20 protein-coding genes and 1 pseudogene are annotated in these 25,403 nt (G+C 49.6%); 15 read left to right on the top strand and 6 right to left on the bottom strand.

What is annotated here, in order from left to right:
• Window positions 1-176: 176 nt before the first annotated feature.
• Window positions 177-1,742 carry a winged helix-turn-helix domain-containing protein gene (locus CRO57_RS12015; RefSeq protein ID WP_097153686.1) on the top strand — a complete coding sequence of 522 codons (1,566 nt, stop codon included), beginning with the start codon at window positions 177-179 and terminating at the stop codon, window positions 1,740-1,742.
• A 71-nt stretch (window positions 1,743-1,813) separates the two neighbouring features.
• Here CRO57_RS12015 and CRO57_RS12010 read toward each other — a convergent pair whose 3' ends face one another.
• Window positions 1,814-2,683 carry a LysR family transcriptional regulator gene (locus CRO57_RS12010; RefSeq protein ID WP_097153685.1) on the bottom strand — a complete coding sequence of 290 codons (870 nt, stop codon included), beginning with the start codon at window positions 2,681-2,683 and terminating at the stop codon, window positions 1,814-1,816.
• Between the two features lie 109 nt (window positions 2,684-2,792).
• On the opposite strand from CRO57_RS12010, the gene gstA reads away from it, so the two are divergent.
• Genes gstA through CRO57_RS11995 form a run of 3 tightly spaced genes read left to right on the top strand, consistent with a single transcriptional unit; the run spans window position 2,793 to window position 4,006 of the window.
• Window positions 2,793-3,404 (top strand): glutathione transferase GstA, encoded by a 612-nt coding sequence (gene gstA, locus CRO57_RS12005; protein ID WP_097153684.1) that lies wholly within the window; start codon window positions 2,793-2,795, stop codon window positions 3,402-3,404.
• Complete coding sequence (locus tag CRO57_RS12000; RefSeq protein WP_097153683.1) at window positions 3,401-3,781, top strand: nuclear transport factor 2 family protein; 381 nt, start codon at window positions 3,401-3,403, stop codon at window positions 3,779-3,781. The genes gstA and CRO57_RS12000 overlap by 4 nt, the downstream gene beginning before the upstream one ends.
• Before the next feature lie 3 nt (window positions 3,782-3,784).
• Entirely contained in the window at window positions 3,785-4,006 is a 222-nt protein-coding gene (locus CRO57_RS11995; RefSeq protein ID WP_097153682.1) for a tautomerase family protein, read from the top strand.
• Between the two features lie 168 nt (window positions 4,007-4,174).
• Here the strand turns inward: CRO57_RS11995 and CRO57_RS11990 are convergent, their stop codons facing one another.
• Together CRO57_RS11990 and CRO57_RS11985 are read right to left on the bottom strand one after the other, a co-directional pair.
• Complete coding sequence (locus tag CRO57_RS11990) at window positions 4,175-5,410, bottom strand: NAD(P)/FAD-dependent oxidoreductase (RefSeq protein WP_097153681.1); 1,236 nt, start codon at window positions 5,408-5,410, stop codon at window positions 4,175-4,177.
• 150 nt (window positions 5,411-5,560) lie between these two features.
• Complete coding sequence (locus CRO57_RS11985) at window positions 5,561-6,511, bottom strand: hypothetical protein (RefSeq protein ID WP_097153680.1); 951 nt, start codon at window positions 6,509-6,511, stop codon at window positions 5,561-5,563.
• A gap of 197 nt (window positions 6,512-6,708) precedes the next feature.
• Between CRO57_RS11985 and CRO57_RS11980 the strand changes: the two are divergent.
• From CRO57_RS11980 to CRO57_RS11970, 3 genes and pseudogenes are all read left to right on the top strand, one after another.
• Window positions 6,709-6,969: pseudogene (locus CRO57_RS11980) on the top strand (copper homeostasis protein CutC); the annotation flags it as partial.
• Between the two features lie 290 nt (window positions 6,970-7,259).
• Window positions 7,260-9,713 carry a phospholipase D-like domain-containing protein gene (locus CRO57_RS11975; RefSeq protein ID WP_097153678.1) on the top strand — a complete coding sequence of 818 codons (2,454 nt, stop codon included), beginning with the start codon at window positions 7,260-7,262 and terminating at the stop codon, window positions 9,711-9,713.
• The gene (locus tag CRO57_RS11970) at window positions 9,710-11,284 is read left to right on the top strand and encodes a hypothetical protein (RefSeq protein ID WP_097153677.1); all 1,575 of its coding nucleotides are present in this window, start codon (window positions 9,710-9,712) and stop codon (window positions 11,282-11,284) included. The genes CRO57_RS11975 and CRO57_RS11970 overlap by 4 nt, the downstream gene beginning before the upstream one ends.
• 254 nt (window positions 11,285-11,538) lie before the next feature.
• Here CRO57_RS11970 and CRO57_RS11960 read toward each other — a convergent pair whose 3' ends face one another.
• The gene (locus CRO57_RS11960) at window positions 11,539-12,567 is read right to left on the bottom strand and encodes a fatty acid desaturase (RefSeq protein ID WP_097154054.1); all 1,029 of its coding nucleotides are present in this window, start codon (window positions 12,565-12,567) and stop codon (window positions 11,539-11,541) included.
• A gap of 357 nt (window positions 12,568-12,924) precedes the next feature.
• Between CRO57_RS11960 and CRO57_RS11955 the strand changes: the two genes are divergently transcribed.
• Entirely contained in the window at window positions 12,925-14,241 is a 1,317-nt protein-coding gene (locus tag CRO57_RS11955; RefSeq protein ID WP_097153676.1) for an SAM-dependent methyltransferase, read from the top strand.
• Window positions 14,242-14,631: 390 nt separating this feature from the next.
• Here CRO57_RS11955 and CRO57_RS11950 read toward each other — a convergent pair whose 3' ends face one another.
• Together CRO57_RS11950 and CRO57_RS11945 are read right to left on the bottom strand one after the other, a co-directional pair.
• The gene (locus tag CRO57_RS11950; RefSeq protein ID WP_097153675.1) at window positions 14,632-15,750 is read right to left on the bottom strand and encodes a glycerate kinase type-2 family protein; all 1,119 of its coding nucleotides are present in this window, start codon (window positions 15,748-15,750) and stop codon (window positions 14,632-14,634) included.
• Between the two features lie 102 nt (window positions 15,751-15,852).
• Window positions 15,853-16,527 carry a GntR family transcriptional regulator gene (locus CRO57_RS11945; protein WP_097153674.1) on the bottom strand — a complete coding sequence of 225 codons (675 nt, stop codon included), beginning with the start codon at window positions 16,525-16,527 and terminating at the stop codon, window positions 15,853-15,855.
• A 137-nt stretch (window positions 16,528-16,664) separates the two neighbouring features.
• On the opposite strand from CRO57_RS11945, the gene CRO57_RS11940 reads away from it, so the two are divergent.
• The 7 genes from CRO57_RS11940 to CRO57_RS11910 all read left to right on the top strand — a co-directional run bounded on the left by CRO57_RS11940 (window position 16,665) and on the right by CRO57_RS11910 (window position 25,295).
• Entirely contained in the window at window positions 16,665-17,786 is a 1,122-nt protein-coding gene (locus CRO57_RS11940; RefSeq protein ID WP_097153673.1) for a sugar ABC transporter substrate-binding protein, read from the top strand.
• An 81-nt stretch (window positions 17,787-17,867) separates the two neighbouring features.
• Window positions 17,868-19,409, top strand: coding sequence for a sugar ABC transporter ATP-binding protein (locus CRO57_RS11935; RefSeq protein WP_097153672.1), 1,542 nt, complete (start codon window positions 17,868-17,870; stop codon window positions 19,407-19,409).
• Window positions 19,406-21,484, top strand: coding sequence for an ABC transporter permease (locus CRO57_RS11930; RefSeq protein ID WP_097153671.1), 2,079 nt, complete (start codon window positions 19,406-19,408; stop codon window positions 21,482-21,484). The genes CRO57_RS11935 and CRO57_RS11930 overlap by 4 nt, the downstream gene beginning before the upstream one ends.
• Window positions 21,485-21,486: 2 nt before the next feature.
• Window positions 21,487-22,281: an SDR family oxidoreductase gene (locus CRO57_RS11925; protein WP_097153670.1), complete on the top strand. Its 795-nt coding sequence runs from the start codon at window positions 21,487-21,489 to the stop codon at window positions 22,279-22,281.
• 43 nt (window positions 22,282-22,324) lie between these two features.
• The gene (kce, locus tag CRO57_RS11920; protein ID WP_097153669.1) at window positions 22,325-23,269 is read left to right on the top strand and encodes a 3,5-dioxohexanoate:acetyl-CoA acetone transferase; all 945 of its coding nucleotides are present in this window, start codon (window positions 22,325-22,327) and stop codon (window positions 23,267-23,269) included.
• Window positions 23,270-23,295: 26 nt separating this feature from the next.
• Window positions 23,296-24,174 carry an SMP-30/gluconolactonase/LRE family protein gene (locus CRO57_RS11915; RefSeq protein WP_097153668.1) on the top strand — a complete coding sequence of 293 codons (879 nt, stop codon included), beginning with the start codon at window positions 23,296-23,298 and terminating at the stop codon, window positions 24,172-24,174.
• Window positions 24,175-24,440: 266 nt separating this feature from the next.
• The gene (locus tag CRO57_RS11910) at window positions 24,441-25,295 is read left to right on the top strand and encodes an AraC family transcriptional regulator (protein WP_097153667.1); all 855 of its coding nucleotides are present in this window, start codon (window positions 24,441-24,443) and stop codon (window positions 25,293-25,295) included.
• Window positions 25,296-25,403: the final 108 nt, after the last annotated feature.

Here is a 25,403-nt window from a genome sequence, read left to right as displayed (position 1 = left end):
GATTTAAAAAGTCTCTGGATGAGACTTTGAGGTTGCATGTCCAGCCCTCTCCCCCTCCCAAACCGCCCACGAGGATACCATGACGGGTGGATTGGGAGGGGGAGAGGGCTTGGCTCAGGACTTTCAAATCAGGCTCTAAAGCACACTGGCAGCAGACAGGCTTTTAGGGGACTTTCATGAATATAATACCGACATTCGGCAATCTGTTCTTCGACGAAGACTTTCTGAATGGTCACTTCGCCGATGGAACCTCTGTCAGCTTCACCAAAACGGAATCTGGTCTTCTGAAATACATGACGGCAAACCCCAATCGTGTGCTGACCCGCAACCAGCTACTGGATGCGATCAGCGGCAATGGTGCCGACAAGCTGGATCGGTCCATCGATTTTGTCATCAATCGCCTGAGGCGCAAACTCAAGGACGATGCAAAGGACGCAACCTATATCGCCACACGCTATGGCGAGGGCTATATCTGGCTGACCCAGCCGAACCAGCCCACCATCCAGCTGGAGGGCGTGCATGCCATCGTCGGTCCATGTCTGGGGCTTGATCATGTTGGCGATATGGGGGCAAATGCGCTTGCCTTTGCAAAGGCATTTCATGGGGTATTTGCCAAATGTTTCAGCTCCGACCTGTCCGTCATATTCGAGCCCGACTGCCCCAAATATGCCACACTGGGCAAGGATGCCCCGAAGATCGGCATCGAACTGTCCTTCCTGACACAAAAAGGCCAGTTGGAATGCGTTATCCGGGGTGTCAGCATCCTGTCCGGCCGCACGCTTTTTGCCGGACGCCATATCGTCGCGGCACCCGACAAAAGCCTCTCCTCTCATCCGGAGGATCTGGCCAAGGAAGCATCGGACCAGATTTGGAACAGCCAGGCATTGGAGCCGGATGACGCAGTCCCGCTCACCGTCAGCATGATCAATGCAGGCACGACCTTCACGGGCCTCAAGGGGCACTGGAAGGACAATGACAAGGTCTTGCGCAAGGCCATTGCCGACGATCCGGATGATCCGCGCGCCAAGATCATGCTGGCAACCAATATTCACACCAAATATTTGCAGGAGGGGGTGGAGATCTTCATGTCTGGTGACGATCCACGCCAGCAGGATGAAGATGAAATCGAGCAATTGGTGCTGGCCAGTCTTCCCCATCTCAACGATGCCCCATCCTTCCAGCTGGTAGCAGCCAAGCTCTTGTTTTTTCTGGATCGAGGCTATAACGAGATGGCCGTTGAGATCGCAGAGCGCTCGGCCCGGGAATGCCTTTCCCTGACGGCCTCCCTGCCGGTCATCGGCCAGATGTGGGTCTTTGTCGGCCAGAATGAAGAGGGATTGGCTGCCATCAATCAGGCACTGGATGAATGCGAAGAAGGCTCCCAATTCGAGATCTATCTGTTGATCCTGAAATGCGAAGCCCTTGCCGCCGTCTCTGACAGAAAGGGTGTGCGCAGTGTGCTCAATCGGGTCTGCGCCAATGTACCCCATATCGAGGTGCTGATGGAGGTGTTGTTCACCGATCCCGATCATCCCTCCAAGGTGGCGCAACAGGCGCTGGTCAACATGGCGCCTGCTCAGGCAAGAGCCATGTTATTGTTCATGCATTATGTCTATGCCCGCCTGCTGAAGGTCGAAGAACACAGACACAATGCTTACCGGACGGTGGTGACCCTGTTCAGAAAGCAGTTCGGACCGGATATCGTGCCCGCTGAAGTAAAGCCGATGATCGAGCCCGTCTGATTGACAGCGATGTGTTTGCCCGTCTTGTCTGCGGCATGTGAGCTCGTTCAAGGTGCATTGGTTCGGGCTGGCTAGCCGATCCGGCTCCAAAGCTCATCGGCAACGACCCCTATCGCCTGATCTCTGCGCCTCATCTTGTAGATTGTCGTCCGGCGCAAAGGAAACCCCTCCAGATTCAGGGAGAGCAAAGCCCCGGATCGTCGCTCTTTTTCTGTCATATGATCGGGCAAGCCGCCCCAGCCGAGACCGGCGAGGATGACCTTTTTCTTGGCTGTGAGATCGGAAACAGTCCATTTCAGTCCACCTGATAGCAAATCACGGCTCTGCTGATGAGCAGCACCGCCAGTTCCGGCCGTCACCACCTGTACATGGCTTTGCATCTCGGATACCGACAATGTACGCGCGTTGGCGGGTAAATTGAGATCAGGGCTCGCAACCGGGCGGATCGTTACTTCAACCACCGGCTCTGCCTCTACATTGTCCAAGGGTACTCCTTCGAGGGATGCAAGTGCGATATCCGCTTTGCCCTCCATCAGCCGGGCGATCGGGCCGCCCATCATTTCCATCCGTAACCGAAGGTGAGTGGCCGGGTGGTGTCGCCCGGTGTCGGCAAGCGCAGGCAGCAATGGGTCCAGATCCATTGTGGCACTGACGGCGATTGTCAGCTCAGGTTCCTCACGGGCACGCAATCGCGCCGCAGTGGTTCGCAGTCCCTGCATTTGTCGCAGCACGCGAGATGCTTCGCGGTAGAAGACTTCGCCTGCCGGGGTGAGCGAGGGGCGATAGGCTTCGCGGCTGAACAGCTCCAGGTCAAGCTCCTCTTCCAGTTGGCGGATTGTGTGGCTGACTGCGGATTGCGACTTGTGGAGACGTTCTGCCGCGCCACGAAATGAGCCAGTCAGGACAATCGCCTCCAGGGTCATGAGCTGTTCGTGTTTCATGGATATCCTATATGGGCAGTTTTTCTAATCATTATAGTGAAAAAACGATATTATCAATCAATCATATCAAAGGATAGTCTGTCGGCCATATTCAACATTGGAGACTATCATGAAACTCTATTACAAACCCGGCGCCTGCTCGCTCGCCAGCCATATCGCCCTGCATGAGACCGGCTGTATGTTTGAAATCGAAGCTGTTGATACCGTGACCGGTCGGACTGAGAAGGGTGCGGATTACCATGCCATCAATCCCAAGGGCTATGTTCCGGCTCTGGATCTGAACGAGGGCGGTGTTCTTACCGAGGGTGCCGCTGTTCTGCAATATATTGCAGATAGCCATCCGGCAGCCGAGCTGGCCCCTGAGGCTGGTACCATGGCCAGAGCCCGGATGCAGGAACAGCTCAACTGGATCGGGACCGAGCTGCACAAGGCCTTTGGGCCGTTGTTTCGTGAAGGCACTTCGGAAACCGGTAAAGACGAAGCGCGTGTTGCTGTTGCTGGCAAGTTCGATCTGATCGAGACGGAGTTGAAGGATGGACGCGAATGGTTGGTGGCTGACCGGTTCACAATTGCCGATGCTTATCTGTTCGTGGTTTCGAACTGGGCGAATTTTACCGGTATTGATCTGGCTCGCTGGCCCAATCTGGCAGCATTTGTAAGCCGTAATGCATCCCGCCCTTCGGCAAAAGCTGCGATGCGTGCAGAGGGACTGATCCAATGACGCCTATCAGCCACAAGCAACTCTGCGAACTGATGGAGACCTATTTCGAGGGCCTCCATCAAGCGGACAGCGCGATGCTGCGCGAGGTCTTTCATCCGCAGCTCGCCTATGTCTGTGCCACCAAAGGCGATGAGCTATATCTGGATCTTGAGACCTATATGAGCCGTGTGGATGGGCGTGAGCCGCCAGCCAAACGCGGTGAAGCGCGGGAGGAGGAGATCCTGGAGATTGCCTTTGTCAATGACCGTCTGGCCCGCATCAGTGCTCGAATGACGATGATGGGCCGGGATTTTCATGATCTCTTGACACTCGTTCGTCACGGAGCCGAATGGCGCATCGTTGCGAAAGTGTTTTCCTATGTTCCGCGAAAGGACTGATCGATGCCCTATGTGAATATCAAAGTCACCCGTGAAGGGGGGCCGGATGGTACCGGGCCGAGCGCGGAGCAAAAGGCGCAATTGATCGCGGGGGTCACCAATCTTTTGCAGGACGTGCTGGGCAAAAAGCCGGCGACCACATTCGTGGTGATCGATGAAGTTTTGCTGGAGGATTGGGGCATTGGTGGTTTGCCGGTGCAGGATTACCGAAAACTGACACAATGAAGATGCAGCTGGGCGAGACATAGCCTTTTGATAAAGCTATCCGGTTTGTGTCTGGAAGGTCTGAGTGATGATCCGGGCGGGGTGTGTTCTGGCTCTGCCCGGATCATAAGTTATTGTGTTTGATATCTGTATTGTCTGAAGACTGTGCGTAATTTTTGGAAATATGCTCTAGCTGTGTGAAATAATCTGCCTCGACTTGCTAGCTCTGGCGGCGGCGCATAACTCACGAAAATGGTCCCCATGCGGATCGACTGGTCCAAAACGATCGGGGCGAAATGGCTCCATATTGAATTGTGGTGTTTGCTCCAATGCCAGATCAGCGATTGCATCGCCGATGCCTGCTGACAAGGTAATTCCGGACCCGCAATCTCCTGCAGCAACATAGAAGCCTGATATTCCGGGAACGGGACCCAGAAGAATTTCACCATCAGGGGTATAGGACGACAGGCCGCATATGTAGCTGGAAAAATGGGCGTTTTCGATTGCCGGGAAGAATTGTGATAGATCCTCGTAGGCATTTGCCAGAATATCCCAATGTTCCTCTCCCAGTGTCGGCGAGAAGCCAGACAAGTCTTCGGGCAAGTTTCTGGCGTTGAAAGTCACCGAATTTGCTTCCTGAACCCCCAATACCAGGCCGCCGACTTCAGGTCGCGTGTAGGCAGCCACATCGGGAAGGATCGTCACCGGATGTTCCCCCCCATACGTCCTGTCTGGCTGTATGATCCAATAGTGACTGCGGACTGGCGCCATCGGGAGCGAATAACCGACCTTTTCAGCAAACAGGGCCGCCCATACACCACAAGCATCTATGACGGTTCCACATGCGATTGGGCCATGGTCGGTTAAAACACCAACAACCTTTTCTGCATCCTTCACGACACCGCATACATTTGTCCGGGTGCGTATGACTGCTCCGCGCGCACGCGCAGCATTGGCATAGGATATGGTCAGAAGATAAGGGTCAATATATCCATCGCTTGGCAGGAAAGCTGTTTTTTGAATGTTGCTGATATCCAACCAGGGAACCATTTGCCTGATGTCAGACAAATCGGGCCATTCGATTGGAATATTCCGGCTGGCTGCGTCTTTTGCCATGGCATCCAGTTCTATCGCGCACTTTTCGGAGGCTGCGATGCGCAGGCTGCCCACCATATGATATCCCACGCTCTCGGCCAATTCCTCTTCGAGATGCAGCAGCGTATCGATGGTCAGTTTTGCCAGCGGCGTTTTTGAAGGCTTTGTAGATGCCTGCAGCACCAGCCCCGCAGCCTGACAGGATGCTGCACTGGCAAGTTCATTGCGTTCCAGCAACAATACCGACCGGGCGCCCTTTTGCATCAAATGGTATGCAATCGAGGCACCCATGATACCGCCGCCAACTATTACATGATCAAAGGTATCCATTCATAATCTACTGACATTCCACGGTTTTGATCTGGACGTGTTACATCGCAGGGTTACATGAATGTCTGGATTTGTCGATGCTCTGTTGCCCGCCAAATCCAGCTTATTTTTGGGCCTGTGGCCTGAATTGCAGATGTGAAGCTTTCAATGTCAACGCCTGAATATTTCGGCAAACATGGCGGTATCGAAGGCAACGCGAGCACCAAGTATGTGATAGCTGGTGAAATGTATGATCGGATTGCCAGTGCGGACCGTGAAAGTTGCTTTGCCCATGCCTATCAGTGTCTGCGTAGCGAAGATATAAAAGAAGGAGCTGAGCCCCACAGTGGCGTTTGCGTAGCTCACACCGGGGTCAAACAGGCTGAATGTTGCATAAACAAGACCCGCAAGCATGATCGCGAGCAGTTGATTGTCGAACAAAAGAACCAGTCGGGGAATGATGATCAGATGGATCATGATCAAAACCGGTAGCCCGGCCCCGATGGTGTTTACCAGAATGCCCATTGGTATCGCATGGAGATAGTCCGAGGGAGCTACCTGGAAAAAATCTGATATGAGTGCGACACTGATGAACTCTCCCATCCAAAACAGGATCATGAACCAGATATCCCGCTTCCATTCGATGCCAGCTATCAGCTTTCTGATGCTGAAACCTTGCTTGCGAAGCCATAAACAGGGGAGAATGACAAAGACGATCCCTTGTATCGCTACCCACCGTGCAACATCGTTCATGCCATGATCAGACGATTGAAAGACATCCGGACCCGGGAAGTGGAGCCCGATATCGAGCAAACCGCCCAAAAGCAGATGCCCAATCGTCAAATAAGTGATTGCCAGCAACAGATCACGCTTGAGCGTGGCTTTGTTGATTGCAAAATTTTCCCATGTGGGTGGTTTGCGCTTGCGAGTGAAGAAAAAGACGATGGCGAGTGTGAACAGCAATAGGGGCAGATAGAAATTCCAAACGTCGTTCAAACCTTCGGATGCTATCGGTGGCAGACCATCCGGCGGGCTGTCGATTGCCCAAAATCCGATGAGCATTGAAACCCAAAATGCAATGGGTAGAAACAGCACTGATACCTTCGTTATCCTGATATTCATTGGTCTCAAATCCTGGCATATAATACGATAACGAACTATATAATGTGAATTCGCACTAAACAAGTGCGATATCGAATTATATAGTTTCAGAAACGACTATGGATCGAGGAAATGAAACTGGCCCGGAAGGACATTCCGATCTTTTCGGTTTTTTTCAGAGGTGAGCATCCTCAACCAGCTATCACGGTGCGGCAACCGCACTGGAAGGACTGGAGGAACTGGTCAAGCTAGCCAATCAAGCGCCACCCAGCATCACCATCATGCCCGGCTCCGGCATCAATCCTGACAATATCGCAGACATCAAAGCCCGCACCAAAACCAACGAACTCCACGCCTCAGCCAGCAAAGTCATCAAAGCAGACAACACCAAAACCACCCACCTCGGCTTCGTCCCCAAAATCACCAAAGCCACTTGTGGCGAAACGATCAAGCGTTTGAAGGCAGAGATCTGCAACTGAAGGTACTGATTTCAAGGGTACAGGAGGACGGGGAGCTGACGTTCAGCAGTGCATCAACGGCTCGAGCTTTGCTTCAATAAGTGGCCACTTGGTCTGCAACCATTCTCAACAAATGTACGAACCCTATAGATAAGTAATTTCAAGCCTCTTGAAGTTGTCTAAATTCTCAATAACAATCTTCGCGCGTGATTCTGATTGCATATGAAGCCCTTGGCCCCAAGTTTTCAGGTGCCCAATAAACTTGGACAATATCTTCAGAGGGAGTTTAGCTTTGACGTCAACAAATAATTATGGATAGCAGTGTTTCATCAATCGTTGATATCATTCAGATGCGCAGTTGGAAACACGCATTATTCACGACCTATACCCTAAGTCTAAGTTACTTTGAATCAGAAATACTACCATTGCTTTTGCGGTCTGGTTGCTCAGATATTTGGCTGATCGCAGATGCCGAAGGATATCGTTCTTCTCTACTAGAGCGTCGCTCCATGCGTATCGGACATGAATACCACCTTGTTCCTGCAGCGCTGCCTAACGGTGTGTTTCATGCTAAAAGCATTTACTTGTCCAGTGACCAAGATGATCTGCTTTTAATCGGTAGCGGTAACATCACCTTCGCAGGGCATGGTCGAAATCTTGAAGTTTTTGAAGCCTTGACACCTGAAACGCACGGTACCGCATTTGGAGATTTTGCAGATTATCTAGAGGCGATGCGGGCGCGGGATGACATCAAGTTTGCCCGAACCGAATGGATTGACGATTTTTCAGCCCGGGCACTCGTCGCATCAGACAAAAGCAAAGGACCAGTCCAGTTATTGCATTCTTTGGACGATCCTATTGTTAGCCAAATACCTATCGCTCTTACGGACTACGGGACGTGTTCATCCGTCTCCATTGTATCACCGTATCACGATCCTGATGGCCTAGCAGTAGAGTTACTATCGAACGAACTTGGAAAAGTTCCAATCGCGATTGCCGTCACAAGCAAGGATACAAGCCCCTTCCCGTTTTCGAAGGCAACTTCTTTGCCATTCCCTGTTACTCCTGTTCGGGTTGTCAGCAAGGACAAACGCTTTGTTCATGCTAAGCTCTATGAGTTTTCGTGTTCTGACGGAACTGTCATTTTGAGCGGCAGTATCAACGCCACGCGCAAGGCTTTGACAACGACAGAGAATGTCGAGCTTGGCACATTGCGTAAGCTAGATTCAGAGAAATCACTTCTTAGCTGGGAAACTATTAAAGCGCCTGTGTTTGAAGCTCAATCTCGCATGCCATCCGGTCTCAAAGAAAGCGAGATTGTCTATGCTGGATTTGATCGCAATGAATCAACTCTCCTAACTGGTCAGCTTATCTCTTTAAAACCTGTCAAAGGCTTCTGGCGAGGATTGATGATCCAGGCGGATGGAGATGCGACGCCGTTTGAAGTGGAAGTGGACGAACGAGGTCGATTTTCTAAAAAGGACAACACTTTTGAACCTTTCTCCCAAATGCCTGCTCTGCAAATCCTATTGTCACAGGGCGATCGCGAAGCACGCGGATGGGTTCACAACGAGATGTTTCTCGCAATGCCGGGACGACGACGACTAACAGCAGGTTCACTTAGCAGAATCATGAGACGTGAAGAATCGGATGATGATATCGACGCGCTCCTTGATTATTTGAGTATTAATGCTGAAAATCATATACGTTTATATGATTTACCTGTTCGAAAAATCGATGAGGGAGTGGGCCCTTCGACCGAAACTACTGTGATCACCGTAAATCTGGAAGATCTTGCGCCCATTGAAGAAATAGGTGGGAGCGGAACGCCTACAGGGCGTAACGGGCAAGATCAGATTGACGCATTTGATCAGGCAATGCAAAGGCTGAGAAAAGTTTTTCTCGGCCACGGCCGAAGCAAAACGATTGGTGCGTCAAATTTCGGTGAATCTGTTGTTACTGGAGAAGATGCAGTAAACAACGGCAGCACGAACAAAAAGCAAAAAAGGAGTTCGAGGAAGTGTGCTCTTGCTGAATTTGAAAGCCACATAGACAAATTGATCAATGAAGCGATGGACAAACCATCCAGCATCAGGGCTCTTCTTGTTCTGAAACTTGAGGTCGGTATGTGGATGCGGATTTACCGGCTAAGCGATTTGAATGACGCCTATGAGTTTTTGTACACCTGGTTTTATCAGGCTTGCCGCTCTGCAATATCAGAGCCCGACAAAGTTTCTTCTCTCGAGCAACATATCATCACTAACGCCGCTATTCTTTTTGCGCTAGGTGCAAAAAGTGATCGTGATGTAATCGCAGAAAACCTGCACGATTGCTTGGAGCATTTCTATAATGGTGATGCTGATAAGGAGCATTTGCTTAACACGCTGATTGCTAATAGTGATTTTGGCTTCGGCCCACTCTTGATTGGCGAGACAGCTAATAGTGAATTGTTATCCAATTCGATCACCGAAATACTGTCCCACCCCACGATAAGGCAGCAGCTCCTCCGAGCTTTGACACTTGCCGAAGCCGGGCATCTCATTCCAAGGGAGTGGAAAATATTCCGGTCAACGCCGGGAACGGCTTTACTGAAAGCATTTCAAAGCCCCAACTGGCGGCGGAGAATCCGTGCTGTGAAGAATAAGAGCCCTTCCTGCGCATTTGACTATTTCAGCTTCTCTATCGATATCACTGCCAAGTACCAACGCTACCGGATCGGGCATTGTATTCATTGCAAGAGGTTTACACTGGATGTGTCACCATGAGCAAACAATTACCACAATCAGCCTTTTTCTTGTCGCCTCCTGTTTCAGAAAACAGCGGTGTAGACTTCCTCGGACTACGGCAGGCCAATCTCGACATGATGGCCGATCTCATCCCAGGTACAAATAACGTAACCCCGTTCATCCGACCATTCTCAATATTGAGCTGGATCTTCTGGAAGTTCCACGAACTTTGTGCAAGTCAAAGTAAACTCGCTCCGACCAATATTGAGGCGCGTGCCTTTCGTGAACGCATAGAAATCTTGTTCACCTGGGGTGCACAAGTTGAGAATGCCCCAAATATTCCAGGCAAATCTGCTGAACCGCCTGCGAGCACCAATGGGCAGGTGGAACTAACATTTGAAGCGTGGGAAAGAGTACAGAATAGTACCAGCCTCATCGCCGCCCTTTGGTATGGGCCGGCATCAAAAACTATTTCCGGTCTTGGCTTCCTGGCCCCACACCGCCCTGAGTTGTTCAGAACGACCGGAAAAGGAATTCTGCTTGCTACAAAACTAGACGAGGTGCTGAGACAAAAGCCTGATCTTTACCAACGTCTCCTGAATACACTTGAACCGGTAAAAGCATCAGAGAACGATGCAACAGCTCTATGGCAGCTTTGGGGTGTTAACACCGCTTCAGAAGAAGAGCAAACCGCGTTCCGCTTGGCGTTATTTGATGAAAATGCCGTTGGCAATTATGCGGAAGCGCTTGGCAAAAGAAGTAGTACCATAGCGCTTGCACGTCTTCAGCTTTCAGGTTCAGCAAGACCGCTTACTCCAGATGAAGTACGTCAAAAAATGTACTATTCCGAATGGGATGACGTTTTATATTCCATCCCCGAGGGGTTGATCACTGCACGCAAAAAATGGATCACACTGCAAGTTCGCCAGCTACAAAGGCTCGCTTTCGAGACACTTCTTTCTTGGTGTGAGTATAAAGTACTGAACGGTGTACATGATACTGTAAAAATGACAACCGACGCCGAAACTGCCTTCAATGATGCAGAATTTGGATTACCTTCTGGTTCTCACCTTGGGACATTGCTGGAGACTCTTGACGAACGAGCAGAGACAATCGAGCAATTCGCTGAAGTCGGACGAATGGATGGTTGGTTCTGTCCCTTTACAATTATAAAAATAATTCAGGAACAGTTTGCAACGATGAACGACAAAGCCGCCGCTTCATGCCTTTATGCAGCATTGCTATGCGCTTCCTTTGCCGGATGCGCCTGCGATGATGATAAACTACTGGTCAACGTAGGTGGGCACCACCGCCTATCAACCTTACATTTAAGGAAGCGGTTAATCGCACTCGGAAACGTTACACTTCGGCAGGCCATCCAGTTTATCCTTGAAGCATTGGTAATAAGCCAACATATGGCCACAGCAGTAAACCGATTTGACGGCCAAAATCAGCGTCTTCGTCTTTCCATCGAAGAGACGGGACTTGAGGCACTCGTAAACAAACCTTGGGTTCCTACTGTAACCGAGGACAGACTTCCAACGATCTTAAGACTCGCATCGAACTGCGGTTTAATAAAAAATCCATCTAGGGATATGTTTACAACTTAAATGCCTGTTACTATTTGGGACACATTAAAGCATTAACTCAGTAACCGGACGACAATCCCAACGAGAAGAAGTGACATTTTCACTAGGACTGCACTGAAACAATATAATCTAATAAAAATCCACAATGGACCATAAACCCTGCACCGGCAAACAACTGGATCCTTTCATCTCGCGCAGGGAGATGTTTGAGCAGATGCTGATGACGCCGGGGAGTTTGCGGAGCACTCGCTCAATGAAGGCGCTGATCGGCCTGTTCAAGCGCTCGCTTGGTTCGCCGTCATCTGTCGGAATTCTCGGAAAGAAATAAGCTTTCGGCTGTCTTCATCCCACAAGGCCAAGGGGATGCAACGCAGGCTTTCGCCGATTGTGATGCGTCCGACATCCTTTAATTCAGGATGATCAATCAGCACTTTCCCCAGTCGGTAAAAGGGGATGCCGCTTGCCAGGTGATGAACATGGTGAATGCCGATATTGGCTGTAAACCAAGTCAGGACGGGCGGCAGGTCATAATGAGAAGAGCCATGCAGAGCGGCATGATGTCGGCTCCAGTCTTCTTCATGATCCCAATGCGCGCCCTCGAACTGGTGCTGAACAAAAAACAGCCAAACGCCAATCGTCGTCGCCAGAATGGTAACCGGGATCTGAATGATCAGGAATTCCTTCACCCCGAAAATCCACATGCCTGCAATGGCAACAGCAATGATGCCGACATTTGTAGACATCGCAGACACCCAAGGGACCCAGCCCCGTCGCATAAGGCCAATTGGCAATCGATGCTGCAAAAAGAACAAATAGGTAGGTCCGAGAACGAACATCACCAATGGATTGCGGTAGAGGCGATAGAGCAGTTTTCTAAAGGGCGATAGCGCTCGATATTCATGAACCGTGATTGTGTCGACATCGCCCAATCCTCGCCGATCCAGATTTCCCGAACTGGCATGATGGATGGCGTGCGTGCGTTTCCAAAAATCATAGGGGGTCAGCGTCAACACACCGATGAAACGCCCTAGCCAGTCATTGGCCAGCTTTGAGCGGAAAAAGGAACCGTGACCACAATCATGCTGGATAAGAAACATACGAACGAGCAGACCCGCAGTTGGCACGAGCAACAAGAAATATAGCCAATAACCAGAGCCAACCGACCACAGCATTGCACCCCAGCAAAGCGCAAAGAGGCCCATCGTCAGGATCAGTTCAAACACACTGCGTCCATGATGAGGTAACTTGTAGGGGGCAAGGATTTTCGCCCAGCTCCTCGCTTCGGACACGAGTGGTTTGTTCATAATGGTTTCCTTGCAGGTGAAAATCGGCATTTAAAGTCTGAATTAAAAGTTCTGAGCCAAGCCCTCTCCCCCTCCCAAACCACCCGTCATGGTACCCTAGTGGGCGGTTTGGGAGGGGGAGAGGGCTGGACATGCGGCCAACAGCGAACTCTTTAAATTGGTAAAGAAGACGGGCCCAATGCTCAACCACAAAGTCTCCAGAATTGGCAATAATGATGACAGAATTGCGTCCGTTCACGCATTTGCGCGAGCTTGCGCCGATATTTCCTCTCTTGCCATATTCCAGTGACAGTGGCAGCCTATATATCTCGAAACCGAAGGTAGTATCTGCCAGCGGAACGAACAAGCGGGGCCACAATGAGCGGGAAACCGGAAGCACAGAAGCAACTGAAGCCAACACTGGCCCTTCTTGACGAGGTGGCCAAGGCACTCAATGCCGACATTGCCATAGAACTCTGGGACGGAACCAGGGTCCCTCTGGGCAGCAACCCCGCCCCCGACCTCGCCATCCTTATCAAGGATCCGGGTATCATCGCCTCGCTGCTCCGTCGCCCTGGCCTCGACCGCATCATCCGCCCCTATATCAAGGGTCTCATCGAGATCAAGGGCGGCACGCTCTATGATGTCGGCCTGCTCTTTGCCCTCTCTCCTTCGCGCAAACGCCTGAAGAAAATTCCGAAGCGCACCATCCTGTCCTTCTTGACCGCCTTCCTCTTTTCTCCCGGTGTCAATCTCGATGAGGGCCGGGCTTTTGAAGGCGATGAGAACAACCATGGCAAAAACCTGCCCAAGAGCAACGAGATCGATTTCATCCAGTTCCACTATGATGTCGGCAACGATTTCTACGAGTTGTTCCTCGATGAGCGACGCCTCTATAGCTGTGCCTATTTCACCGACTGGAACAATTCGCTGGATCAGGCCCAGCATGACAAGATCGACATGATCTGCCGCAAGCTACGCCTCAAACCCGAAGAGCGTTTCCTCGATATTGGCTGCGGCTGGGGCGCGCTGATCTTCCATGCGGCCGAAAAGTATGGCGTGCGTGCCCATGGCGTCACCCTGTCCGAGGCCCAGCTGACCCATGTCCGCGAACAGATCAAGGCCAAGGGGCTTGAAGACCGCGTCAGTGTGGAACTCAAGAATTATGTCGATCTTGAAGGCCCCTTCGACAAGATCGCCTCGGTCGGCATGATGGAACATGTGGGGGAGGATAATCTCAACGAGTATTGCGCCACCATCAACCGCCTGCTCGTCGACAAAGGGCTGTTTCTCAACCATGCCATCTCTCGCAAGGCCAAGAAGAAAAAGAACCGCTTTTCCTCCCGCCCCGAGCAGCGCGCCCTGCAGAAATACATCTTCCCCGGCGGCGAACTGATCGATCTGGGCCAGACCATTTCCAGCTTCGAACAGAACAAGTTCGAAGTGATGGATGTGGAAGGCTGGCGCGAGCATTATCAGCTGACCACGAAACTCTGGCTGGACCGGCTGGAGACCAACCGCGACAAGGCGGTGGAGTTGGTGGGAGAGGAAGTCTATCGCATTTGGATCGCCTATCTGGCCGGATCATCCCTTGCCTTCCTGCGCGGCACAGCCCGTCTCTATCAGGTGCTTGTCAGCAAAAATCCCAAGGGACCAGCAAATCTGCCGCCAAGCCGGGCCGATCTCTATCGCTGAACGGCGACTGCCTGCGCACAAGTCATTTTAAACCCGCGCCCGTCTTCCGGGGCTGCATCCGATATATCCAGCCTCTGTCACTATGCCAAAAAAGAAAGCCAGCTCTATCCGCACTGCCGAAGTCGTGAGAACGGATATGCTACACTACTCACCAATGTCCGCTTCGAGCCCATAGTGATCATTCGACTTCTCAATTACTCTCGTCTGTTAACCCAGTCAAAAATTAAAGCTTCTTTGTTGTAACGTATTAGGCTTCAAGAGTGCCGATAATCCCCGCCAACTCAAGAAATTCGCCAAAACACAAAGCAGTGCCATCTGTAAATTTGAACTTACAAACTCCAACCTGAATATGGTCGTTTTAAACTTTAAACGAATTTGGGCTCGCTCATTCTAATGTTTAGCTGCAATCAGTAAGTCCATGACATTCGTGCCAGTTGGTCCCGACTTAAACAATGCACCGCGAGATTGGAGAAAAGTGCCGCTATCTGCGTGTTTTAAATAGAGAGCAGCTTTGTCTGTCCACGTTTTACTCGTTACAAGTCCGCCGGCGGCATCTGTGGGACCATCGGTTCCGTCGGTTCCGGCCACCAGCACAGTTAGCTCATCCATCCGTAATATTTGCTCGGCCAATGCCAGTGCCAGGGCTTGATTTCGACCGCCGTGACCTGGATTGGAAGGCAGAATAGTTGTCGGTTCGCCGCCCCAAATATAAACACCTGTGGGGCCGTTTCGTAATTCATCGGCTATTTTAACAGCAAGCTCATAGACATCTGCATAAAGACTTTCGGCATTTACAACGACATTCAATCCTAGTGAAGCTGCGCGGGCTGCGGCGGCGTCACGTGCTACCTTATTCGACGCCACAATATATGGACTAAATGAAAACTGGGGGTTTTTTGGACCCTGCCCAATACCCGAACCCAAAACAGAAAGGTCATCTCCCTCCACATCAGATATAGCCAACACATTTACAGAGGCGCCAGCAAAGTGGGAAAGAAGTTTACCGCCCTTTATTTGCGAGATTTCTTTTCGGCACATATTTATTGGGCCAATATCAAGGCCCGAGGCAAGTAGTCGCGAATTTTCGGTTTGCAGGTCGGCCAATGTGTTGCCCTTTGACAATAATTCGACAAGCGAGGATGCACCACCTGATACAAGCATTAATAGGTGCGAACCTTGCGGGCACTGTTTCACAACCCTTAAGACTTCCCTGCCTGCAATAAGCGAGTTGCTGTCAGGGATAGGGTGTGCTGCCTCGATAGTTCGCACCGACCCGGGTAGGGATTGGCTGTGGCCGTATTTTGTGACCACCATTGCCGGTATGTCGCTGCCAAATACCAATTGTGCTCCGGAAAGCATGTCTGCTGCGGCCTTGCCAATTGAAATGATTTGGTCGGGTTTTGGTAGATCAAAATCAGTCAAGGCTGTTTTAACGCTACCCTCGCCCCTGACTGCGTCAACACCAGCAAACCAAATTTCCCTGAGGCATTTTTCAATTGTAAGGTTCATCAATTTCCCGATGTTGCTGGCGACGACTCTCGCCAAATGCAAATTAGAAGTGCTGCATCTGGGTTGACGGGATCCCGTTGGGTCGTTCCAAATCCACTGTAGTTAGACCAAGTCTTTAAGTTGTGCCACCATCGTACTGTGTGCGCTATTAATGTCATCTTTGAGCGCCTCCACCGCCTGGACCTCATCATTTTTCTTGATTGCTTCGATCATGGATCGGTGCTGATCATTGGAAATCTTATAATGCCCGGACTGTTGCAGAAGATGAAAATAGGGATTGATGCGAAGCCAAATGTTACTGATTGTTTCTAGTAAAATGGGAGAGTTCGCTTGACGATAAATCGTAAAGTGAAACTCATAATTTGCCCGCAAAAACCCTTTAGCCTCCTTATTCTGCTCTGTCTCAATCATCTCATCAAGTTTATCTTCAAGGAGTTTGTGGAATGTTGTACTTGGATTGGCAATTGCCCATCTCAATGCCGTTGCTTCAACTTCAAGCCGAACATTCCGCAGGTCGGTGAAAACTGACTTATCAAGCCGCGGCACACCGATGGAACGGCCTGAAACAACAGTTAGTGCTCCAGCTGCCATTAAGCGAGATATTGCCTCGCGCACAGGCATTGGGCTAACGTTAAAGGCCTTGGCAATACTTGCCACGGTTATGGATTCGCCAGGTGCTAAATTACCTTCAAGAATTAATTCGCACAATTGTTCGTAAACTGCTGATTGCAGGGTTTCTCGGCGAACTGGCCTAATAGCTTTAAGGGTCGAATTCATTTAAAATCTCTCTTTATTCCAACTCTTTATAACCCAAAAATTCATTGGCATAAAGATCAAAAATTATTGATTATTGACTTTTGATCAAAAATCAATAATCAATAATATACCGAGCTAAAAAATTAATGGGAGGAAATATGTTCAATCTAAAATCGGCAGCCAAAGCGGCAATAGCCACAAGCTTGCTGGCATTCTCAGCAACAACAGTCAGCGCTCAGGAAAAATATGACGTATATTTATCCATGAGCTACATCGGAAATGATTGGCAAGCTGAGGCGGCCAATATGGTAAAGGCGATTTCGGCACATCCCAATTATGCCGATCGCGTGAACTTGCAGGTTCAAGTGGCTGGCCCAAATGCCCAACGGCAAATTCAGCAAATTAACGCTATGGTTCAGGCTGGCGCTGACGCCATTGTCGTCTACCCCATTTCACCAACGGCATTGAATAACGTGGTGAAAAATGCGTGTGACAAAGGCGTAACGATCATCGCTTATGACGGTGAAATCAGTGAACCTTGTGCCTATAACGTTACCATAGACCAACTAGAAGCTGGCAAAGCTACAGCACAATGGCTAGCTGCAAGATTAGGTGGGCAAGGTGACATTGTGTTGATGACTGGTGTGCCAGGCACTTCAGTAGATGCGGCACGGACAGCAGCAGCTAAACAGGTTTTTGAACAGTATGAAGGCATCAATATTGTTGGTGAAGCTATAGGCATGTGGAGCCAAGCTGTTGCACGGACTGAATTGTCGAAAATTCTAGCGACGCGGGACTGGGGCGACATTGACGGCTTGTGGATGCAAGTTGGCTGTTTTACTGCCAATTCAATGCAGTTGGAAGCAGGAATTTCTAATGATGCTCTACTCCCTTGTGCTGGTGAGGGATCGAATGGTGGTCGCGTTCAAATGTTACCTGAAGGTACTGAAGTTGAAGGCGCTAACGGTCCATATTCACCCCTTGGTGCGCCGCGCATTTCATATGCATCGCCACCTTATTCGGGCGCGATGGCATTTAAGTTGGCTGTGGATATTCTTGATGGCAAAGAAGTCGCAAATTTAACAACATTGCCGTTGCCACTGGTCACCAACGAGACGGTTAAACTATGTGATACCGGAAGTTGGGAAGAGCAAAAAGCTGGCTGTAATGCGTTCCTTCCATCATTGGTTTCCAACCCAGGTTGGTTTGCATCGATCTTTTCTGACGAATTGCCTGAGGTTGGCCTCAACGCTGCTTTGGTTGGTCAACCAGAAATGTAAGATATAGCGTCAACTCACATTTTGCGCCTGGTGCCTTAGCATAGGGCGCAACTTTATCTTCATTTCCTCAAGAGAACTACTATGTTGGAACCACCACGCCCTCCAGTTATCGAGTTGATCAATATACGCAAGGCTTACGGCCCAACAATTGCCAATGATGGTGTGAATTTTCAAGTCAAAAAAGGATCGGTTCATGCGCTTTTGGGCGAAAACGGAGCCGGAAAATCGACCACAATGAAGCTTTTGTCTGGCTTAATCCAACCAGATAGCGGCACCATTTTGATTGATGGTCGTCAGGTTGCACTACGCTCCCCAAGAGACGCACACACTTGCGGTATTCAAACAGCATTTCAAGAACTAACCCTAATCCCAGATCTGACTGTTCTAGAAAATATGATGCTACCCAAGGGGCCAACCAACACTTTATCCATGTTGAAGCGTTCTGAAGCAGCTCGCAAAGTATCTAAACATTTTCAATCTGTTAGCCTGGATGTGAATTGCGATGAGTTGGCAGGCAACCTTGACCTTGCAACACGTCAAAAAATCGAAATTGCTCGCGCACTTTATCGCGACCCACAAATTTTACTGTTGGACGAGCCCACGTCCGCCCTAACGGGAGATGATGTTGATTGGTTGGGCACGATCATAGCTGATGCAAAGATGCGTGGTGTGACAATTTTGTTCATCTCGCATCGCATGCCGGAAGTGCGTGAATTTTGTGATACACTTTCAATCTTGCGCAATGGCCAGCATGTAAAGTCAAGTCCCGTAAAGGACATCGCTGACGAAAAAATCCTTGAATTGATAATTGGCCGGTCGGTTGAAACGGCGTTTCCACAGCGCGATCCCGTCAAAATTGACGGCATAAAACCAGTTTTGGCAGTGCGAAACCTCTCAGTTGGAAACAAATTACACAAAATCAATTTCGCATTACATCCCGGTCAAATTGTCGGCATTGCCGGACTGCAAGGCATGGGACAAAAGGAATTATTCAATGCACTTTTTGGCGCGGCACCGATTGATAAAGGTGAAATGCTAATTGATGACGCAAGTGTGCATCTGCGTTCACCAGCAGATGCTCTACATCCTTCCATTGCAATTGGTATGGTGCCCGAGGAACGTAAGACTGAAGGTTTGTTTCTTACATTACCGGGAAAACAAAATGCCAGCCTTCCCGTCATTGATCGATTTTGCAAAAAATTCTTGCTGAACCCACATGAGGAAACTAACGCGACAGCAACTTCTTTCGCGGCAGTTGAAGTTGATTCACGGGCACAATATTTGCCCGTAAGCGCGTTCTCAGGTGGCAATCAGCAAAAGATTGCAATTGCTAAATGGCTCGTGGCGCAAAGCCGAATTTTGCTTCTATTTGACCCAACTCGCGGAATTGATGTGGGCACAAAACATCAACTTTATCAACTAATGAGCTCCTTTACTGCAGCGGGCGGTTCTATCTTATTGCACTCTACTGAAGTGCCTGAATTGGCCCATATGTCGGACAGAGTTGGTGTGCTTTACCAAGGCAAAATTGCCAGTTGGTTAGATGGAGAAGCAATAACTGAAACCAACATAATTCAAGCAACGCTTGGTGCAAATAACGAACAAACATCAGGTGCAGCATGAACCAAAGTGAAAATGTAAACACACGTCCATCAAATAGAAAATCCCAATTTGTTCTTGGATTGACGCGCAATCGCGCAGTTTTGGTATCATTTTTAGTTTTGATTGCGCTGTTTACCTTGAACAGTTCAATTAGCCCCTATCCGCTTTCCTATTTCGACATTTCATTCATGGCCAGTGGGGGCACAACCACTGCCTTAGCCGCGGCTGGGCAAACGCTAGTTATCTTGTCGGGTGGGTTTGATCTATCCGCCGGTGCGGTTGTCTCATTGGTCAATGCTGTGCTTGCGACTCAGATGGACCCAGCCAATTATGAGGCATCAGTGCCACTTTGGACAGCAATCGGTATTGGTGTTGGCATGTCAGTTGGCGCGTTTAATGGTTTTTTTATCGCCTATCTTCGCCTACAACCGATTGTCGTAACTTTGGCCACTATGTTCATTGTGCAGGGTTTGACTTTACTTGTGATGGACAAACCAGGAGGTTTCATTTCCCCCAGCTTAGCGTCGGTTTTCATGGGTGATGCGGTAGCCAATTTATTGCCAGCATCTATCGTACTGTTAGCAATTGTGGCTTTGCTTTGGTTGTGGTTGAAGCGAACACCATTTGGCTTGGCGCTATATTCTATTGGTAGCGATCCAGAGGCGGCTGAATCGGTTGGATTGCAAACCCGGTGGGTGACCTTTTCTACCTATGTTTTTGCAGGAGGCCTTTACGGACTGGCGGGTGTTTTTGTTAGCGCCCAAACAGGGTCAGGTGATCCATTGGTCGGTAATTCCCTACTGCTACCTACTTTTGCCGCTGTCGTTATCGGCGGTACCCGATTGGGTGGTGGTAAAGGCGGCCTCATAGGATCAATCTTTGGGGCGTACATTTTGATGTTCGTGGTCAACATCCTGTTGTCTTTAAACGTGTCTGCCTATTATGCAACCATTGCAGAAAGCATGGTGTTAATGGCGGCAGTGTTGGCGGGTACATTGTCATCAAACAGTCCTTTAGCGGTCCAATTGCGGAGCGTTAGACAAGATATTATTGCCCGTAAAAAAGGCATGTTGGTTAGCCAAAGACCCTTTGTGGACAATCGGTTGAACATTGCGGGCAATGCCGAACTTGTCCAACATGATCGTCTAAGTTTCTTAAAGCGCAATGCAGCCATGCTACGTTATACTTTACCAGCATTTATCTGCCTGTTCTTAGTGCTACTGCTAACCCAATTTACGTTGGGCAATGTCTTTAGTTCATTTAGATATTGGGACGCTCTTTTGGTGTTGTCGTCGTTTTTGGCCATTTTGGCGCTTGGCCAAGGCACGGTGATCCTAACGGGTGGATTGGACCTATCTGTTCCTTGGATGATTGGTCTATCCGGTATATTGGTCGCCGGGATTGTTCAGGGGGACAATGGCGCCTTAATATATGCAATTCCCATCACCCTTATGGTGGCGGTCTTTATCGGAACCATGAACGGATTGGGCGTTGTGGCCCTGGGATTGTCGCCAATTGTTGTAACATTGGCCATGAACGGATTGTTGCAGGGAGCAGCGTTGATTTATTCCAATGGTACGCCCGATGGTTTTGCTGCCCCGGCTTTGCGTTGGATGATGACTGGTGAATTTTTTGGAACTACACCCATTATTCCAGCATTGGCTTTATTTGTAGCGTGTGCTGTTTTGTTATTGGGTCGAACTGCATTTGGCCGCCGCGTTTACGCCATTGGAAATAGCGAAGCAGCGGCCCGTCTCTCTGGGATAAACACCAATAAAACGCTGATATTGGTCTATATCCTCTCTGCCATTTGTGCCGCGCTTGTTGGTATTTTGCTTACCGGTTTTTCCGGACAAGCCAGTTTAGGCATGGGAGATGATTATCTCTTACCCTCCATCGCGGTTGTCGTAGTAGGCGGTGCCTTGATCACCGGAGGACGTGGGCATTATATCGGCATGTTTGGCGGAGCATTGCTGCTGACTTCCATGCAAACCTTGCTCGCGGGAACCACTTTACCATTCGCATTCCGGCCCGTCTTTTTTGGCCTTGTGATCTTAGCCGCAGTCATCGCGTTGCGCGAAAAAAGGAGTCGTTAGTTATGACCAACACAACGAATATTTGTCTGCCCGGCTTGGCAGGGAAACGAGTGGTAGTGACCGCCGGGGCTGGCGGTATCGGCCTTGAAATATCGCGCCTGTTACATAGTCAAGGTGCCAAGCTCGCAATCTGTGATGTTGATCAAGGTGCCTTAGAAGTTGCACAAGAGGAGTTGGGGAACTGTCTTGCTCGTGTAACGGATGTGTCTGACGAAAATGCTGTCGAACGTTTCTTTTGCGAAGTTGAAGCAGAGTTGGATGGTTTGGATTCATTGGTGAACAATGCTGGAATTGCCGGTCCCACCGGTGGCGTGGAAAATATTTCCGTCGCAGATTGGCGTCGTTGTGTCGACATTTGCTTAAGTGGTCAATTTATCTCAGCCCATTTTGCAGTTCCTATGCTGAAAGCTGCGGGCGGTGGATCAATAGTGAGTATGTCATCTTCTGCTGGCAAGCACGGTTATGCATTTAGAACCCCGTACTCTGCTGCAAAATTTGGAGTGATCGGTTTGACCGAAAGTCTAGCTAAAGAGTTAGGTCCTGACAACATTCGAGTTAACGCGATTTTGCCGGGCATTGTGGCTGGGGCACGAATGGAGAGTGTGATTCAGGATCGGGCGCAAGAAACCGGCGTTAGTTATGACGAAATGGAACGTGATTATCTATCCAAGATCTCGTTGCGCCGCATGGTGACCATGGAAGACGTAGCCAAAACGGTCGCGTTTTTGTTGTCGGATGCAGGCAATAATCTATCGGGGCAGTCCTTGGCCGTCGATGGCAATGTCGAAACGCTTTGAATATCGGTGCATCCAAATACAATGAACAACAGGAGATAAGTGCATGAGTAATGCTTTCGATCAAGGTGGAAAGGTTATTGTCACTTGTGCCATAACCGGAGCGATCCACACCCCCAGCATGACACCATATTTGCCGATCACTCCTGACGAAATTGCCAAGGAGGCAATTGATGCAACAAATGCTGGCGCGTCGATTTTACATCTGCATGCTCGCAACCCAGAAACGGGTCAACCGGACCAATCACCTGAAGGGTTTTCTCAATTTCTTCCCCGCATTAAACACAGCACAGATGCGGTCATTAACATCACCACCGGTGGCAGTCCATACATGTCAGTTGAGGAACGCGTGCGACCTGCCGCCACCTATCAGCCTGAGTTGGCATCATTAAATATGGGATCAATGAATTTTGGTCTGTATCCATTATTGAGCAAATACAAGAGTTTCAAACATGATTGGGAACGCGAGCATTTAGAAGGGTCTCGTGATTTGGTGTTCCGAAACTCGTTCAAGGATATCGAGTATGTGCTTGAGACTTGTTATGGCAATGGCACGCGATTTGAATTTGAGTGTTACGATACCTCACATCTCTACAATCTGGCGCATTTCGCAGATCGTGGATTGGTCAAAGCACCGTTCTTTGTGCAATCAGTATTCGGTTTACTGGGGGGCATTGGCCCGCATCCTGATGATGTGATGCATATGAAGCGCACTGCTGACCGATTGTTTGGGGATGACTATCGATGGTCTGTATTGGGTGCTGGCTCAAATCAATTTAGGATTGCGACCCAAGCAGCTGATATGGGCGGCAATGTTCGTGTTGGGCTGGAAGACAGTATTTGGATCGGAAAAGGTGAACTTGCGATTTCTAACGCGGCCCAAGTGCTCAAAATGCGCAGCATAGTAGAGGGGTTAGGATTTTCGGTTGCAACACCAAATGAGGCACGAGAAATTTTATCCCTAAAGGGTGGCGATCAGGTCTCGTTTTAAGCGAAAAACCATTGAGGAGGAACTCCATGCGGATAGAAGTACTTTTAGATGTCAAAACCACACTTGGCGAAGGTCCAATTTGGGATGTTGAACAGCAACGCCTTTATTTTATTGACTCGGTGGATGGTCGCATTTTCAGATGCACGGCTGACGGCACTGAAATCCGCGCTTGGGATGTTCCCGGGAAAATTGGTTCTTTGGCTCTTCGCAGCAATGGACTAGGCGCGATTTGCAGTTTGGAAGGCGGTTTTTACACACTAGATTTCAATTCTGGTGATTGCGAATTATTTTATGACCCTGAACCCAACCTTCCCACAAATCGTTTGAATGATGGCAAGGTTGATCGCAAGGGCCGATTTTTTGTTGGGTCAATGGATACGATGGAAGACGATGCCAGCGGCGCACTTTATCGAGTGGATCCAGACTTTAGTGTCACAAAAGTGGATGATGGGATTATTTGTTCAAACGGCCCATGTTTTAGTCCCGATGACAAAATTTTCTATTTTCAAGATACCTGGACAGGTGAAATTTGGGCTTACGATTATGACATCGAAACTGGAAAACTGAATAATCGCAGGACCTTTGCAAAGGTAGACGGCTCAAATGGTGGGGCTGCAGATGGCTCAACGGTAGATGCTGAGGGATACCTCTGGAATGCATTGGTTTATGATGGCAAATTGACCCGCTTTACCCCAGATGGTGATGTTGACCGGATCATTGATATGCCTGTTAAAAAGGTAACTAGCGTGAATTTCGGCGGACCCAATTTGGATGTTTTATATGTGACTTCCATGGCAAAACCGCCATTGCCCCGCTTCCCCGAAGATGGCCCTCAAAGAGGAAGTCTTTTTGCAATATATGACTTAGGCATAACAGGTGTTCCCGAGCCAAGATTTGGCGCGTGAACACCTACCTCTTTATGTCGGACCAATTCAGGGAGATAGTTCGCTGGCCAGCACAACTGATCACTTTGTCCGCAAAGCGGTCTTTTGTGAGTGCGCAACGAAGGATTGTTCTTTATCTGAACCTGATTTCGGGCAAGAGAGGGTGGCTTTTCTTTTCGTTGGTCCAAATCATATCTGATACCCATAAGCCCGCCGCTTTCAATTCCGCAAGACAAGCAAACTGCGTCTGGTTTAGGCTCAGCACATGAGTGGAAGGAAAGGCGCTGATGTCTGAGGGTCGGAATTTTACAGCCTATGAAGAGCGGCTGAACCGTGTGATGACGCATATCTATGACAATCTGAGCGAGGAGCTAAACCTGGATCGTCTGGCCGAGATTGCCTGCATGTCTCCCTATCACTGGCATCATGTCTTTCGAGCCATGACCGGCGAAACGCTGGCCGAAGTGGTGCGTCGGTTGCGGTTGAATTGGGCGGCCAATGTCTTGTTGCAAGGATCCGACCCTGTTCGCTCTGTTGCCGAGCAGGCAGGCTATACCAATCTGTCCAGTTTTTCTCGGGCCTTCAAACGGACGCATGGCTTGTCACCCGATGATTTTCGAAAGCAGGGCGCCAAGGTCACGCACCTATGGGAGCAGAATGCAATGGCTGATGATGCTTATCCGATGATTGTGAAGGAGATGGATGGCTTTGCCGCTGCCGGCGCCCGCCATGAGGGACCTTATCGACAGATCGGACGAGCTTTCAAGGAACTGGGATCTGTGTTGATTGCCAATTCATTGATGGACGAGGTGGATCTTTTGTTCTGTCTTTATCATGATGTGCCGGGAACCAAGCCCGATGAGGAGATGTGCTCGCACGTTGCTGTGGCGATCAGGGAAAGCTTTCCCAAGGATCTGGAGAAGCTGGAATATTTCGATATTTCCAGTGGACGCTATGCCGTGCTGGAACATACAGGGCCTTATGCGATGTTGAAGGGGGCTTATGAATGGCTATACGGACATTGGTTGCCAAAGTCCGGCTTTGAGCCCAGGGACGAGCCGCCCCTGGAGGTTTATATCAATGATCCGCGACAGACCCCGGCGTCCGAGCTCAGAACCGATATCCGTCTTCCCCTCATATGATCGGGTATCGTTAAAGCACTTCTCATAATCGTTGAATCGCGACTTGAGCATTTTGAATGAATACCTGGTCATTCAAAATGCTCAAGCCATTGTTTCCAAGCATATTCT

The sequence above is a fragment of the Cohaesibacter gelatinilyticus genome (genome assembly GCF_900215605.1).
GTDB lineage: Bacteria > Pseudomonadota > Alphaproteobacteria > Rhizobiales > Cohaesibacteraceae > Cohaesibacter > Cohaesibacter gelatinilyticus.
This window is presented reverse-complemented; position numbering and strand designations above follow the sequence as displayed.